Genomic DNA, 15,347 nt, shown 5'->3' on the forward strand with positions numbered 1-15,347 from the left:
GTTACAGGTAAATAATCTCGATCGTCCCCGCGCCATCGAGCTCGATGGCGCGGCTCAGGTCCAGGCTGTGGGTGGGGGCGATAACGGCGTCGACGGTCACTGTGGTGCTGAGGTTCTGGATCAGCACCGGGCCGGCACTGCTGCCGTCGTTGTCGGTGAACGCCAGGTAACGGCTTTTGCCGATAGCGATCGGGTTGGCGCTGCCGGTGTTCCAGGCTGTGCCGGCGATGCTGGAGTGGGTTTGATAAAGGCGGGCGAAGCCGTCGGCATTGGCGTCGGCCGGGTCGACGTGCAGTGAAAAACGGCCAATCCTGTTGCCGCTGCCGTCCTTGCCCAGGCCGTAGTCGATCTCGCTGTCGAGCATCGCCGAGCCTGAGCGGTTGTCGTGCATGATCAAGGCGAAGGACGTCGGCGCGTCGCAGCCGACCCTCAGCGTCAAGGACTTGGGCGGCAGGCGTGTGTCCTGGTCTGCGTGCAGGTCTTTTTTCGACAGGGTGCCGAAGTCGACCACGCCGCCGTTGGACAGCACCGGCTCGCAGGCCGCCGGAGCGAAGCGGGCGCGCAAGGTCGCCTCGCGGGTGCGTCCGGCGGCGACGGCGTCGAACACCCCGAAGGCTTCCCAGGTCACCGCGTCACGCACCTGCATGCCTTGCTCTTGAACCCAGGCCGTCAGCTGAAGCTGCGCCGAGAAACTGCGCCCTTGCACCGCCACGCCGGCCTGCACCGGGACGATCCCGTGCTCCGGTCGCCAGATCAGGCTCGACGCCATTTCTGCCGGCGGCTGACCGATCCCGGCAATCAACCCGATCTCGACCGATTGGCCATCAAGCACGGCATCGCGAATACGCATCTGATAGCTGCCGCGTTCGGCAAAGTGAAAGCGTTCGGTGGTCGTGGCCATCGCCCGGTAGAACAGGCTCATGTCGATGGGCTGCGCACAGCTCAAGGTCAGGCTGAGCTGGCGTTCACCGAGGTTGCGCTCCGGTGCGGCATCCGGCCGTATCGCCCGGTTCATCAGCCCGTAATCGAGCACCGGCTGGCTCAGGTTGAACTGGCAGTCGTCCATGGACGCCGAGGCCACTGGCGTGAATCCGCTCAGTGCCAGGAGCGCGAGGGTCAATAGCAGAAAGTGCAACAGGTTCATGAAGTCATCCTCAGAGGGCTCGGCACTTGGCGGGGGCGGTTTCGTAGTACGCGTCGGCGTCGGCGTCGGTGGGCAGCTCGAAGTGCAGTTCGCAGCGCTCCAGCTCCGGCACGCTGATCCACAACGCACGGCGGTCGAGCGCGTTGGGCAAGAACACCAGGCCGCCGTCCTGCACCAGGGTCACGAACTCGCCATCCTCGGTGTTCACGGAGGCACCGCGCGGCAGGGGCGCGCCGTTGGCGGTGGTGGCCTTGAGTAAGGCCCGGCGGGTCATCGTGATGCCGAATTCAACGTTGTCGACGGCGCCGCGACCGGCCGAAATCACCGCCAGCCCGTTGTGAATGTCGGCGTTGCGCGGCAGGGTTTTGGTGTCGACTTCCACCGGGCTTTTGCCATAAGCCGTCACTTGCGGGATCACCGCCTGACCTTGCCAGTCGGTCCAGACCGGACCGCTGGGCGTCGACACTTTGATGGAACCCATGTCACCGACCGACAGCAACGCAAAGGTGTCGCTCACCGGGTATGGCGACAGCGTCACGCCACCGCCATGCAGCACGGCACCACCGCGAGCGCTGGCCTGATAGCTGGAGCGCTCGGCATCGGCGCGGGTGTAATTGAGATCGAGCTGGGTGTAGCGCGGTAGCAGCGACACGCCGGCCGTGGATTGCACCTGTTTGTCGCGCGTGTCGTGTTCGACGCCAACCCGGTAACCCAGCTGATCGTTGACCCGTTCACTCAAGCCCACGCCGCTGCGGTATTCGCCGGCGGAACGGCGTACCCAGCTGCGTGCCCGGCGGTTCTCGCCCAGGGGAATGCTGAGGTTCAGGTAGATGCTGTCATCGTTGCCGTTCGAACCGCTGAGCTGCCATTCGGCGGTCGCCGAGACGGATACGCCCGCGATGCTGGTGCCCCAGGATGCGAGGGCGCGGCTGCTGCTTTGGCCGTCGAACGAACTGGACCGACTGAAGCCGCTGCTGAAGGCGCCGAGCCATGGATGCGACCATGACAGGGCCGCGCTTTGCTGATCGCGGTAACGTGACTGGCTGTTGTCGGACGTGTTGGCGAACACCGCCTCCTCCAGTTCCCGGTAGCCCAGGGTTCGGTAAGAACTGCCGGCATTGAGCGCCCACTGCTCGTTCAACCGATGCGAGACGCTCAGGTCGGCTTGAAGCCCCTGGCTGGCGTGTCTGCCGCTGGCGTCCGCGCCGGTCAGCGTGGCTTGCACCTGAGTGAAAGGCGAGGGCAACAGGCCGACGCTGGCACCCGCCGCGCGATAGTCGGCGGCGCCGGTGAGGCCGGCGCTGAGCAATAGTTGCGGGGCGAGCGCACCGCTCCAGCCGCCGCTGATGACCCAGGGATCGTCTCCCTGAGCGTCACCGACACTGCGCACCTGACCGGCGCCCAGCGAATAACCGGGCGCTGGCAGACTGACCCCCAACATCGCGGCCGGCACGGTAAAACGGCGCTCGCTGCCATCGGTCTCCTTGATCGTGACTTCCACGTCGGAACGCGTGTTGAGCCGCCGCACGTTGGTGAGCACGAACGGGCCGGCGGGTACCACCGTGGAATGGATCAGCGAACCGTTTTGCCGGACCTCGACCTGGGCCTGACTGTTGGCGATCCCTTCAATGACCGCGCTTTGCCCTTCGACCTGCAGGGCTTGTTCATTCAGCACTTGCACGCCGGTGATCTGCGCACCGGCGAGCACCGGGTTGTAGAGGTTGATCTGACCCGCCTGCAACACCGCTTCCTGGCTGGCGAAAGTCCGCTGGGCGTAGGCCGCAATATGAGTCGTTGTGGACACGTCGTCCTGCCAGGTCTGCACCTGGCGGCTGCGCACGATCCAGTCACCGGCATTGAAGCCGAGTTCGGTATTGGCCGAGGCGTAGCGGCTGGTGCTGTCGCCGGAACGGCTGTGCAAACCGGTGACGTCGTAGTTGATCAAGCCGGCGACACCACCGGTTTGATAGCCGGAAAAATCCCGGGCAGTGGGGCGTATCGCATCGGTGGGCACGATCAGCGACAGGGCCAGGCCAGCGGGGTTCGGTTCGATGACGGTCTGCGGCGCGCGGCCTAGAAAGTCGTGGCATGGGCCATCGTCCAGCGTAAGCGCGGGCACCGTAAGGTTCGCCGCATCGAGCAGCGTGCGATCGAAGCACAACGCCCCTTCGCGATCGAACGTGACGTCGACCCGGCCATGACGCTGGCCGTTGACGGTGAGCGTGACCGGGTGACGGCCGGCCGTGAACTGCGGCGCCTGCATCAGCAGCGTCGCCAGCGCCGGATCGATGCCGCGCTGCCGTAACGTGTCTTTGTCGAACGACGCTGGCATCGACACCCCACCGTAGGCATCGAGCATCATCAGCGCGTTGCTCAGCAGCACCGCCAATATGGTTCGCTGCCATGGATGAGGGCGAGCGCCGTCGCGAATAACGGGCACGGCTTCGCCATCACGGTAATTCGATACTGTGTTCATCAGGATCACTTGGGTTATTGCGGCGTGCGGTTACAAGCACGCCTGTGGCAACGACCTGGGGGCCGTCGCCTTGAAACATGGGCGCTCATCGTTCCTTGATGACGCCGTCAGGGTGGTTCAGGACTGGATGGGCGCCTCGTAATGCGGCACGGCAAAGCCGTAGACCGTCGCCGGTTGAAAACGCACCTGCGTGGCGGCGCCTTCGGGCACCTTGATGCTGATGTGCTCACCGGGCAGCACGTAGGTTTTCGGCAGCATCGCGTTGCCCGCGGCCGGCAACAATTGCACTTCCTGGCCCAGACGCACCACGTAAGGCGTGTCGTTGCGCACGGTCAGTTGACCGTCTTTCAGCGACCATTGCAGGTCGGTCCACGGCGTGCGATTGGGCGCCAGGCCTTTGGGGTGCAGGATCACCGGTAAGTTCTGGCGCACCGTCACGCCGACACGGGCCTGACCTGCCTCGGCAGGCGCTTTGCCTTGGGGGATGCCTTCGAAGATCACCCGCTTCAAGCGCTGAGTGAGCAGCGGTTTGTCCGTTTGCAGAATGAACCGCACCAATTGGGTTTTGCCCGCTTCGACGCGCGCCAGGGGGGGCGTCACGAACACCAGCGATTCGCTGTCTTCGGCAATGTCTTCGAGGGTGACGTGCATCAACGCCAGGTTGGCATCGGTGTTGGTCACCGACACGGACGCTTCACCGTCAGCCTCGTTGACGATGACCACCGAAGTGTTCGGCACCATGCCGTCGGCCTGGGCGTGTGCGGTCAGCAGCAGGGCGAATGCGCCGATGCCCGAATGGAACAGATGACGGGTGACACTGGAAAGCATCGTCATGACGTGTCTCGTTGAAAGTTTTAAAAAAGGAGCCTGGATTACCGGCCTATCGATAATTCAGCTGCACGGTGACATGCCCGTCGATGGGGATTTCGTCGGTCAGCGTCAGGTCGTTCGCGCGAACGATGGTGGTAAACGCCGTGAGCCGCGCGCGCAAATTCTTGATGGCGATCGGTGTACCCAGGTCGTTCAACGCCGCGAACGCGGTCCGGCCGGCGTGTCCCAGGTAGGAAGACACTCGCCAGGAGGCACCGTCGTTCAAGGACATGATGGTTTTCACCGCCGCCCCATCGGCCACCGTATCGAACAGGCCGAACGCAACACTGCCCAGGTTTTGGTCGTCATTGACGACGCCCAGCCCGTGACTGTTAGGGTGAAAGACGGAAGAGCCTTCGCGATTGTCGATCGTCGTCAGGGTAAACCGCGTGGCGGCATCACAATTCACCTCCAGATACAGCGTGCCGTTTTCCAGGGCCGTGGGCTGGTCAGGTCTCAGATCTTTCACCGTCACTTTGCCGTGGTCGACGATGCCGCCGCCGGACAGGCTGGGCGTGCAGGCGCCGGGTGTAATCAGGCCGGTAACGCTCAGCTCGGTGCTGCTGGCGGCCAGGGCTGCGGGGGCACAGATGAGCAACAGGGGCGCCAATCGAGCGAGGGAGCATCTTTCCATGATGGTTCGTCCTTTGAGTGAGCGGGCATTGCCGTGGGCCGGGCTTTGCTCGTTGATGACGGAGGGTTACAGGTACTTGATCTGTAGGGTTGCGGAGCCGTCGAGCGTCACTTCGTCGGTCAGGGTCAGGCCGTTGGTGGGGGCAATGCCGGTACGCACATACAGATCAAGGCTCAACTCCTTCATCGCGATGGGAGCAATGACGGTCCCCAGAGCACCGACACTCCAGATGTTGTCGACCCCCCAGAATGCTGTCGACCCTTCCTTAAGCCAGGTCTTGCCGCCATCAGTGGAGAGAATGGCTTGAGCTTGGGTGGCGTCCGCCATCACATTGCGCGGAGCAACGCGAAAGTGCCCCAGCTTTTCGTGGGTATTGATCAGCCCCAGACCAAAGTAATTGCCCGACGTGCCTGTGCCTGCACGGTTATCAATCGGGCTGATCGCAAACGGCGTAGCCGCATCGCAGTTCACTGTCATTTGCATGATTATTTCAGGCAAGTAAGTGTGCTTGTCGGGATTGAGGTCTTGTACGGAAAACTTGCCGTGATCGGCAATACCGCCGCCGGCCAGTGCTGGTGTGCATGCATTTGGCGTGATCAGACCCTTCACGGTCAGGTCCGTGCTGGAGGCGGCAATAACGGACGATGCGCCACTCAGCAGCAAAGTAGCCGTCAGGAGGGTTATGTATTTGTTCATGCGTCGACGCTTCCTTGATGAAAGATGATTGAGGAGTTTGCCCTGAGCGGGCAGGGCGCAATCTATCGGTCGAGGTCGCCGGACGAAATGCAACTAATACGAAAAAGGCGGGGCGAGTGTATGAAAGGTCAGGGCGGGCTACAGAGCGTCATCGTTCGACCTGTTGTCTGTAGTCTTTTGGTGTGAGCTGCGTAGCTTTAAAACGTAGGGCGGTTCCTTTTGTTTTATCAGAGAAAGGACAGGGGCCCGGATCCGTTGAGGACGGTGGTTGAGCGGTCGAGATTGGTCGTTGTGGTCGGAATAGGACGGCGTTACTTTTCGCGTATTCCAGTCACCACACAGGATAAATCCGACAATGCGCGTAATTATTGCTGACGACCATCCTGTCGTCCGCATCGGGTTACGGATGCTCATCGATCTAAGCCGGACGTGTGTGATCGTGGGTGAGGCTGATGGCCCGGACAGCCTGTTGAGCCTGCTCTCGACCACGCCGTGCGATCTGTTGATCACGGACTTCTCCATGCCGGGCAACCAACAGGCCGACGGACTGAAGATGCTGAGCACGGTTCGACGTCACTACGCTTCGACGCCGATCATTCTGGTCACCATGTTTGCCAACGTTGCGACGCTCAGGGTGGCATTCGCGCAAGGCGTGATGGCGATCGTGGCCAAGGATGCCTCGGCGACGGAGCTCCCTCTGGCAATCAAATCAGTGGGTGAAGGGCGGCGTTTCATCAGCGAGTCCTTGCGTACCGCGCTGGCTCAGGCAGACGTCGAGGCTCATTCGCATTCCCCTTCGCTGTCGGCCAAAGAACATGAAGTGGTGAGAATGCTCGCCAGCGGCATGACCGTCAGTGAGATCGCGAGCTATTTCAAACGCAGTGTGTCGACCATCAGTAAACAAAAAAGCATGGCCATGCAGCGGCTGGGCATTTCCACGGATGTGGATCTCTTCGCTTATGCCCGGGACAACGGCATGGTGCACTAGGCGACAGCGCACCCCAGGGTATTCCCGCCACGAATGCCGATAGTGTTCCGCGCATTTGTTGACTATCGTGCAGGCAATCCTTCAAACGTCCGGAGCCTGCCCATGAGTGACCCCAACCGCGCATTGATCACCCAGTTCTACCAAGCCTTCCAGCGGCTGGATGCCGAGGCCATGAGCGCCTGCTATACCGATGATGTGCTGTTCAGCGATCCGGCATTCGGCGAATTGCGCGGACGCGATGCCGGGGACATGTGGCGCATGCTCACGACGCGGGCGAAGGATTTTTCCCTGACATTCGACAACGTTCGCGCCGAGGACCGCACGGGCGGCGCGCATTGGGTCGCGACCTATCTGTTCAGCCAGACCGGCAACACGGTGGTCAATGATATTCAGGCGCAGTTCGTGTTTCGTGACGGCAAGATCTGCGAGCACCATGACAGCTTCGATATGTGGGCCTGGTCGCGCCAGGCGCTGGGTTTCAAAGGCCTGCTGCTGGGCTGGACTCCGGCGGTAAGAAATGCCGTTCGCGCTCAGGCGTTGAAGGGGCTGAAGGCATTCCAGGCCAGTCGCTGATAAGATCGCGGCTTGTTTCCTTTCAAGCCTTGATCGTGACGTGACTACCCTCCGCGAAATCCCCGTCGACGCCGACACACCGGTGAGTAAACCCTGGTTCGTCTACCTCGTTCGCGCGGCCAATGGTTCGCTGTACTGCGGGATCAGCGACGATCCTGTGCGCCGCTTCGCTACTCACCAAAGTGGCAAGGGCGCACGCTTCTTCCTCTCCAGCCCTGCCGTTGCCTTGGTCTACACAGAAGTCTGCCGCGACAAAAGCGAAGCCTTGCGACAGGAACGCTTGATCAAAAAACTCAGGAAAAGCGCCAAGGAATGTCTGGTCGCAAGTGCCGCCGCGGGCTTATCAACCTGACTGATAAGTGCCCATCAGGCAGACCTGTAGGCTGCTCCCGAATTGCGCGCTAAGCTGCGGATTCCTAATCCGTGCGGCGGAGCCGAGCATGTCCGAGTTGATTCTTCATCATTACCCGACGTCCCCTTTTGCCGAAAAGGCCCGCTTGCTGCTTGGTTTCAAGGGGTTGTCCTGGCGCTCGGTAAAGATCGCGCCGGTCATGCCAAAACCTGATCTGACCGCCCTGACCGGTGGCTACCGCAAGACGCCAGTGCTGCAGGTTGGCGCAGATATTTACTGCGACACATCGCTGATCGCCCGTCGACTGGAGCAGGAGAAAGCCTTGCCGGCCTTCTTCCCGGAAGGCCAGGAAATGATCGCCGCGACGTTCGCCGCCTGGGCCGATTCGGTGGTATTCCAGCATGCCGTGAGCCTGGTGTTTCAACCGGAATCGATCGCGGTGCGTTTCGGCAATCTGCCGCCGGAAGCGATCAAGGCGTTTCTGGCTGATCGCGCCGGACTCTTCAGTGGTGGCAGCGCGACAAAGTTGTCCGCCGAGCAAGCCCGGCATCAATGGCCGACAATCATGGCGCGCCTGGAGCAGCAGCTTGAGCGCGAGCAGGGCGACTTTCTGTTCGGCGAGCCATCGATTGCCGACTTCGCGCTGGCCCATCCGATGTGGTTCCTCAAGGCCACGCCCGTGACCTCGCCGTTGGTTGATGCATATCCGGCGGTGTCGGCGTGGTTGGGTCGCGTGATGGGGTTCGGGCATGGCGCGTTCAGCGAGATGACCTCCGAGGCCGCGCTGGTGGTTGCGCGTAATGCCACACCCGCCGCGTTACCGGACGAGCAGTTCGATGAGCCGAACGGGTTTGAGCCTGGCCAGCAGGTGGTCATCGCGGCAACGGATTACGGCGTTGATCCGGTGGCGGGTGAGTTGTTGTTTGCGGGCAGAGAGGAATTGATTCTGCGTCGTGAAGACGAGCGGGGCGGAGTGGTGCATGTGCACTTTCCGCGGTTTGGGTTCCGCCTCGAAAAACACTGATACACCGACCTGTGGCGAGGGGTTCGTCGGAACGCCGCCCCCTCGCCACAGGGGTTGAGTGAGCCAATGGGTTACTTCAACGCGGCGAGGATTTCATCCGGGTCATACCCGCGAATCAACGTCCCGTTCACATCGATCAGCGGAATCCCGCGTCCACCCAGCGCTTCATATGCCTTGCGTGCCTCGACATCCTTTTCGATATCGAATTCCTTGTACGGAATGCCTTTCTGATCGAGAAAGCGTCGGGTCAGCTTGCAGTAGCCACACCATTCGGTCGCGTAGAGCACGACGTTGGCCTTGGCCTGGGTCTGCTCGGACACCACTTGGCTGGGACTGAACACCCGCTCGATCTTGCCCCAGTTCTGGTAAACCACGACCACCAGCAGGATCAGCAGGAATTTCTTCAGCACGCCGTTCAGCATCAGTTGCGTCGCTTCAGCTGATCGGTCAGCTGCGTGGGCAGGCCCTTGATAATCAGTGTGCCGGCCTCTTCGTCGTATTCGATCTTCGAGCCCAGCAGGTGCGCTTCGAAGCTGATGGACAGGCCCTCGGCGCGGCCGGTGAAGCGGCGGAACTGGTTCAACGTGCGTTTATCCGCCGGGATCTCCGGAGACAAGCCGTAATCCTTGTTGCGGATGTGATCGTAGAAGGCTTTCGGGCGCTCTTCGTCGATCAGTTCGGAGAGTTCTTCCAGGCCCATCGGTTCGCCGAGCTTGGCCTGGCTGCTGGCGTAATCGACCAGGGTCTTGGTTTTCTCGCGGGCGGATTCTTCCGGCAAATCTTCGCTTTCAACGAAATCACTGAAGGCCTTGAGCAAGGTACGGGTTTCGCCGGGGCCATCGACGCCTTCCTGGCAACCGATAAAGTCGCGGAAATACTCAGACACCTTTTTCCCGTTCTTGCCTTTGATGAATGAAATGTACTGCTTGGACTGCTTGTTGTTCTGCCACTCGGACACGTTGATCCGCGCGGCCAGGTGCAACTGGCCCAGATCCAGGTGACGGGACGGGGTCACGTCCAGCTGATCGGTCACTGCAACGCCTTCGCTGTGGTGCAACAGGGCGATCGCCAGGTAATCGGTCATGCCTTGCTGGTAATGCGCAAACAGCACGTGGCCGCCCACGGAGAGGTTCGACTCTTCCATCAGCTTTTGCAGGTGTTCCACCGCCACCCGGCTGAACGCCGTGAAATCCTTGCCGCCCTCGAGGTATTCCTTCAGCCAGCCGCTGAACGGATGCGCCCCGGACTCGGCATGGAAGAATCCCCAGGCCTTGCCTTGTTTGGCGTTGTAGCTCTCGTTGAGGTCGGCAAGCATGTTCTCGATGGCGCTCGATTCGGCCAGTTCCGAGTCGCGGGCGTGGAGAACTGCAGGTGTGCCGTCGGGTTTTTTGTCGATCAGGTGGACGATGCAATGACGGATCGGCATGGGCTTCTCGGCTGATTGAAGAGAGGAGGGCGTGCTCCCCCAAAAAGTGCCAAGTGTACCGCAACCACTGGTTTTGGCGCGGTTCGTAGGGTAATTCGCAGCCGTGCGACGACCCTTATGCAGTTTTTTCCCGTTTTAGAGCAATAAAGCTGACCAAATGGGTAGCTAGAGGCGGATATTTCCCCGTCTCTGTGCTAGTTTTGCCCCGTCTTACGCGAAGTCACTGCGTTAAGCGTGCATTCAGCATTTGTCAGGTCGAACCAAACCCTGATTTCGGTATCTATAACCCCGATCCAGTGGTTATTGGCCGAGGGTGCCAGATCCAGAAGATCGGGCTCGATGGCTGACACTGCACTCTGCAATCCATATGAATTTGATAGGGAAGGAACACTACATGGCTCTTACTAAAGACCAACTGATCGCCGACATCGCTGAAGCTATCGACGCGCCAAAAACCACCGCGCGTAACGCTCTGGACCAACTGGGCCAAATCGTTGCCGATCAGCTGGAAAACGGCGGCGAAATCACTCTGCCAGGTATCGGCAAACTGAAAGTGACTGAGCGTCCAGCCCGTACCGGCCGTAACCCTTCGACTGGCGCTGCCATCGAAATCGCTGCCAAGAAAGTTATCAAGCTGGTTGTGGCCAAAGGCCTGACCGACGCTGTTAACAAGTAAGACGCAGTAAAAAAAGCCGTGCTCCGGAGCAATCCGGGCACGGCTTTTTTGTGTCTGTGATTTGGCGGCGCTTCCGGACACACCGCTAAAACAATTGTGGGAGCGAGCCTGCTCGCGAAGGGGTCATAACATTCAGCATCGCTGTTGAATGTGAAACCGCTTTCGCGAGCAGGCTCGCTCCCACATTTTTACTTGTGTAACTCAGACTCAGCTCTTGCGAGCCCAACGTTCGCGCCAGACCTGCTGCTCGGACTTGGTCTGGAAGGTCCAGGCGACGAAGCGGCTTTGCTTCTGCCCCTGGGACATTTCCACGACCTGGCTTTCCAGAACACCGGCTTTTTTCAGCGCCGTCTGGATCGAAGGCAGGTTAGAAGCCTTTGACACCAACGTGCTGAACCACAAGACCTTGTGCTGGAAGTGCGCACTCTCGGCGATCAGTTGTGTCACAAACCGTGCTTCGCCACCCTCACACCACAATTCTGCCGATTGACCGCCAAAGTTCAGCACCGGCAGTTTGCGTTTAGGATCGGCGCGGCCCAAAGCGCGCCATTTACGCTCGCTGCCTTTGGTCGCTTCGTCCATCGAAGCATGGAACGGCGGGTTGCACATGGTCAGGTCAAAGCGTTCGCCGGGTTCCAGCAAGCCCAGCAGAATGTGCTTGGGATTGCTTTGCTGACGCAACTGGATGGCTTTGTTCAGTCCGTTGGATTGCACGATGGCTTTGGCCGCAGCCACCGCAGTCGGGTCGATTTCCGAACCGAGGAAGTGCCAGCGGTAGTCGCTGTAGCCGATCAACGGATAGACGCAGTTGGCGCCCATGCCGATATCGAGCACTTTGACCGGTGCGCCACGAGGGATTTCGCCGTCGTTGACGCTGGCGAGCAGGTCGGCCAGGAAGTGCACGTAATCGGCACGGCCCGGAACCGGTGGGCAGAGGTAATCGGCCGGGATATCCCAATGGGCGATACCGTAGAACGACTTGAGCAGCGCCCGGTTGAACACCCGCACCGCATCCGGGCTGGCGAAGTCGATGCTTTCCTTGCCATAGGGGTTGATGATCACGAACTTCGCCAGTTCCGGCGTGGTTTTGATCAGCGCCGGGAAGTCGTAGCGACCCTGATGGCGGTTGCGCGGGTGCAGGCTGGCCTTTTCGCGCGGCTCAACGGCTTTGGCCGGTGTCGCGGTGTCGGGCTTCTTGCGCGCAGGTCTTGGAGTGCGGGGGGCGTTCATGGGCGTGGTCGATTCGGGTATGGCTAAAAGTGGCGGGTATTGTCCCACAGTCGATAGCCGCGTGGGGATCCTGTAGGAGCGAGGCTTGCCCGCGAAAGCGATCTGTCTGCCACCTCAATGCCAGACATGACGGCCCCTTCGCGGGCAAGCCTCGCTCCTACAGGAAGCGGTTTGCGGTGTATGGGGGGAATGTGGCGGGCATAAAAAAGGGAGGCCGCTTGGCCTCCCTTTTTCATCGCGATTGACCGTTACAGGCTGGCAATCCGCGCATGCTGCTCGGCCAACTTGCCCAAAGCCTGTTCAGCCTCAGCCAGTTTGGCGCGTTCTTTCTCGATGACTTCGGCCGGAGCCTTGTCAACGAAACCGGCATTGGACAGCTTGCCGCCCACCCGCTGAACTTCGCCCTGCAGACGCAGGATTTCCTTGTCCAGGCGTGCCAGTTCGGCGTCCTTGTCGATCAGGCCGGCCATCGGCACCAGCACTTCCATCTCGCCCACCAGTGCGGTGGCGGACAGCGGTGCTTCTTCGCCGGCAGCCAACACCGTGATCGATTCGAGGCGAGCCAGCTTCTTCAGCAGGGCTTCGTTCTCGGTGAGACGACGCTGGTCTTCGGCGCTGACGTTCTTCAGGAACAGGTTCAGCGGCTTGCCCGGGCCGATGTTCATCTCGGCGCGAATGTTGCGCGTGCCGAGCATCAGCGTCTTCAGCCACTCGATGTCATCTTCGGCACTTTGATCGATGCGCGCTTCATTGGCCACGGGCCAAGGTTGCAGCATGATCGTCTTGCCTTCGATACCGGCCAGCGGCGCGACGCGCTGCCAGATTTCTTCGGTGATGAACGGCATGAACGGGTGCGCCAGGCGCAGGGCAACTTCCAGCACCCGAACCAGGGTGCGGCGGGTGCCGCGCTGACGTTCGACCGGGGCGTTTTCGTCCCACAGCACAGGCTTGGACAGTTCCAGGTACCAGTCGCAATACTGGTTCCAGATGAACTCGTACAAGGCTTGTGCGGCCAGGTCGAAGCGGAACTGGTCGAGCTGACGGGTTACTTCGGCTTCGGTGCGTTGCAGCTGCGAGATAATCCAGCGGTCCGCCAGCGACAGTTCGTAAGCCTCGCCGTTCTGGCCGCAGTCTTCGCCCTTGTCCAGAACATAACGCGCGGCGTTCCAGATCTTGTTGCAGAAGTTGCGATAGCCTTCTACGCGGCCCATGTCGAACTTGATGTCGCGACCGGTGGACGCCAGCGAGCAGAAGGTGAAGCGCAGGGCGTCGGTGCCGTAGCTGGCGATGCCGTCGGCGAACTCTTCGCGGGTCTGCTTCTCGATCTTCTTCGCCAGTTTCGGCTGCATCATGCCGGAGGTGCGCTTCTGCACCAGCTCTTCGAGCTCGATACCGTCGATGATGTCCAGCGGGTCCAGGACGTTGCCCTTGGACTTGGACATCTTCTGGCCCTGGCCGTCGCGGACCAGACCGTGAACATAAACGGTCTTGAACGGAACCTGCGGCGTACCGTCTTCGTTCTTCACCAGGTGCATGGTGAGCATGATCATCCGGGCGACCCAGAAGAAAATGATGTCGAAGCCAGTCACCAGCACATCGGTGGAATGGAATTTCTTCAGGAACTCGGTCTGCTCAGGCCAGCCGAGCGTGGAGAAAGTCCACAGGCCCGAACTGAACCAGGTATCCAGAACGTCGTTGTCCTGTTGCAGCGCAACGTCCGGGCCGAGGTTGTTTTTGGCACGCACTTCGGCTTCGTCGCGACCGACATAGACCTTGCCCGACTCGTCGTACCAGGCCGGAATCCGGTGGCCCCACCACAGCTGACGGCTGATGCACCAATCCTGGATGTCGCGCATCCACGAGAAATACATGTTTTCGTATTGTTTCGGCACGAACTGAATGCGGCCGTCTTCAACCGCAGCGATGGCCGGCTCGGCCAATGGCTTGGTAGAGACGTACCACTGGTCGGTCAGCCACGGCTCGATGATGGTGCCGGAGCGGTCGCCTTTCGGTACTTTCAGGGCATGATCGTCGACGCTGACCAGCAAACCAGCGGCATCGAAGGCGGCCACAATCTGCTTGCGCGCTTCGAAACGGTCCAGACCGGCGTATTCGGCCGGAAGCGTACCGTCGATGCTTTCGTTGAGCGTGCCGTCGAGGTTGAACACCTGACAGGCCGGCAGTACAGCGGCGTTCTTGTCGAAGATGTTCAGCAGCGGCAGGTTGTGGCGCTTGCCGACTTCGTAGTCGTTGAAATCGTGGGCCGGGGTGATTTTCACGCAACCGGTGCCGAATTCAGGATCGCAGTAATCGTCGGCGATGATCGGGATGCGGCGGCCGACCAGCGGCAACTCGACAAATTTACCGATCAGGGCCTGGTAGCGTTCGTCGTTCGGGTTAACCGCGACGGCGGCGTCGCCGAGCATGGTTTCCGGGCGAGTGGTCGCGACGATCAGGTAGTCCTTGCCTTCGGCCGTCTTGGCGCCATCGGCCAGCGGGTATTTCAGGTTCCACAGGAAACCTTTCTCGTCGTGGTTTTCCACTTCGAGGTCGGAAATCGCCGTGTGCAACTTGGTGTCCCAGTTGACCAGGCGCTTGCCGCGATAGATCAGGCCGTCTTCGTGCAAACGCACGAACGCTTCTTTAACGGCTTCCGAGAGGCCGTCGTCCATGGTGAAGCGCTCGCGGCTCCAGTCGACGGACGAGCCGAGGCGGCGGATCTGACGGCTGATGTTGCCGCCGGACTGATCCTTCCACTCCCAGACTTTCTCGAGGAATTTTTCCCGGCCCAGATCGTGACGATTCTGGCCCTGGGCTTCGAGTTGGCGTTCCACCAGCATCTGCGTGGCGATACCGGCGTGGTCAGTACCCGGCTGCCACAGGGTGTTGCGACCCTGCATGCGGCGGAAACGGATCAGGGCGTCCATGATCGCGTTGTTGAAGCCGTGACCCATGTGCAGGCTGCCGGTGACGTTCGGCGGCGGGATCATGATGGTGTAGGACTCGCCCGCGCCTTGCGGGGCGAAGTAATTCTCTGACTCCCAAGTGTTGTACCAGGAAGTTTCAATGGCGTGCGGCTGGTAGGTCTTATCCATGCGCGGCGGGACCCTATTGGCATTTATTCAGGAAAAGCCGGCAAGTATAGCGGGGCATGGGGCAGAGGGCGAGCAGGGGCAGACCGGGCGCAGATCAAATGTGGAATGATCCTGTGGCGAGGGAGCTTGCTCCCGCTGGGGCGCGAAGCGGCCCCGACAACAG

General features: G+C 60.8%; 14 protein-coding genes. 5 read left to right on the forward strand and 9 right to left on the reverse strand.

Annotated elements, in window-relative coordinates; translation table 11 throughout:
* Position 1: 1 nt before the first annotated feature.
* The 5 genes from AC1ROI_RS10940 to AC1ROI_RS10960 all read right to left on the reverse strand — a co-directional run bounded on the left by AC1ROI_RS10940 (position 2) and on the right by AC1ROI_RS10960 (position 5,820).
* Positions 2-1,144, reverse strand: a complete 1,143-nt coding sequence (locus tag AC1ROI_RS10940; RefSeq protein WP_102593959.1) for a DUF1120 domain-containing protein — start codon at positions 1,142-1,144, stop codon at positions 2-4.
* Between the two features lie 10 nt (positions 1,145-1,154).
* Entirely contained in the window at positions 1,155-3,620 is a 2,466-nt protein-coding gene (locus tag AC1ROI_RS10945) for a fimbria/pilus outer membrane usher protein (RefSeq protein ID WP_102593958.1), read from the reverse strand.
* A 117-nt stretch (positions 3,621-3,737) separates the two neighbouring features.
* Positions 3,738-4,454, reverse strand: coding sequence for a fimbria/pilus chaperone family protein (locus AC1ROI_RS10950; RefSeq protein ID WP_102593957.1), 717 nt, complete (start codon positions 4,452-4,454; stop codon positions 3,738-3,740).
* A 46-nt stretch (positions 4,455-4,500) separates the two neighbouring features.
* Positions 4,501-5,124 (reverse strand): DUF1120 domain-containing protein, encoded by a 624-nt coding sequence (locus tag AC1ROI_RS10955; RefSeq protein WP_010463082.1) that lies wholly within the window; start codon positions 5,122-5,124, stop codon positions 4,501-4,503.
* 66 nt (positions 5,125-5,190) lie between these two features.
* Positions 5,191-5,820 (reverse strand): DUF1120 domain-containing protein, encoded by a 630-nt coding sequence (locus AC1ROI_RS10960; RefSeq protein WP_102593956.1) that lies wholly within the window; start codon positions 5,818-5,820, stop codon positions 5,191-5,193.
* A 355-nt stretch (positions 5,821-6,175) separates the two neighbouring features.
* Between AC1ROI_RS10960 and AC1ROI_RS10965 the strand changes: the two genes are divergently transcribed.
* The 4 genes from AC1ROI_RS10965 to AC1ROI_RS10980 all read left to right on the forward strand — a co-directional run bounded on the left by AC1ROI_RS10965 (position 6,176) and on the right by AC1ROI_RS10980 (position 8,757).
* Complete coding sequence (locus AC1ROI_RS10965; RefSeq protein WP_077748275.1) at positions 6,176-6,808, forward strand: response regulator; 633 nt, start codon at positions 6,176-6,178, stop codon at positions 6,806-6,808.
* Between the two features lie 102 nt (positions 6,809-6,910).
* Positions 6,911-7,381: a nuclear transport factor 2 family protein gene (locus AC1ROI_RS10970; RefSeq protein ID WP_102593955.1), complete on the forward strand. Its 471-nt coding sequence runs from the start codon at positions 6,911-6,913 to the stop codon at positions 7,379-7,381.
* Between the two features lie 40 nt (positions 7,382-7,421).
* Positions 7,422-7,733 carry a GIY-YIG nuclease family protein gene (locus AC1ROI_RS10975; RefSeq protein WP_102593954.1) on the forward strand — a complete coding sequence of 104 codons (312 nt, stop codon included), beginning with the start codon at positions 7,422-7,424 and terminating at the stop codon, positions 7,731-7,733.
* 88 nt (positions 7,734-7,821) lie between these two features.
* Positions 7,822-8,757 (forward strand): glutathione S-transferase family protein, encoded by a 936-nt coding sequence (locus AC1ROI_RS10980; protein ID WP_102593953.1) that lies wholly within the window; start codon positions 7,822-7,824, stop codon positions 8,755-8,757.
* Between the two features lie 71 nt (positions 8,758-8,828).
* On the opposite strand, the gene AC1ROI_RS10985 is transcribed toward AC1ROI_RS10980, so the two are convergent.
* Positions 8,829-9,179, reverse strand: a complete 351-nt coding sequence (locus AC1ROI_RS10985; RefSeq protein WP_102593952.1) for a glutaredoxin family protein — start codon at positions 9,177-9,179, stop codon at positions 8,829-8,831.
* A complete protein-coding gene (yejK, locus tag AC1ROI_RS10990) occupies positions 9,179-10,183 on the reverse strand; it encodes a nucleoid-associated protein YejK (RefSeq protein WP_010463075.1) in 1,005 nt (334 codons plus the stop codon). The genes AC1ROI_RS10985 and yejK overlap by 1 nt, the downstream gene beginning before the upstream one ends.
* A gap of 394 nt (positions 10,184-10,577) precedes the next feature.
* Between yejK and AC1ROI_RS10995 the strand changes: the two genes are divergently transcribed.
* A complete protein-coding gene (locus AC1ROI_RS10995) occupies positions 10,578-10,859 on the forward strand; it encodes an HU family DNA-binding protein (RefSeq protein ID WP_007905514.1) in 282 nt (93 codons plus the stop codon).
* 207 nt (positions 10,860-11,066) lie between these two features.
* Here the strand turns inward: AC1ROI_RS10995 and rlmF are convergent, their stop codons facing one another.
* Both rlmF and AC1ROI_RS11005 read right to left on the reverse strand, forming a co-directional pair.
* Positions 11,067-12,089 carry a 23S rRNA (adenine(1618)-N(6))-methyltransferase RlmF gene (rlmF, locus tag AC1ROI_RS11000; protein ID WP_010463074.1) on the reverse strand — a complete coding sequence of 341 codons (1,023 nt, stop codon included), beginning with the start codon at positions 12,087-12,089 and terminating at the stop codon, positions 11,067-11,069.
* 248 nt (positions 12,090-12,337) lie between these two features.
* Positions 12,338-15,184 carry a valine--tRNA ligase gene (locus tag AC1ROI_RS11005; protein WP_102593950.1) on the reverse strand — a complete coding sequence of 949 codons (2,847 nt, stop codon included), beginning with the start codon at positions 15,182-15,184 and terminating at the stop codon, positions 12,338-12,340.
* Positions 15,185-15,347 lie beyond the last annotated feature (163 nt).

The organism is Pseudomonas sp. GW823-FHT02C02, assembly GCF_058797635.1.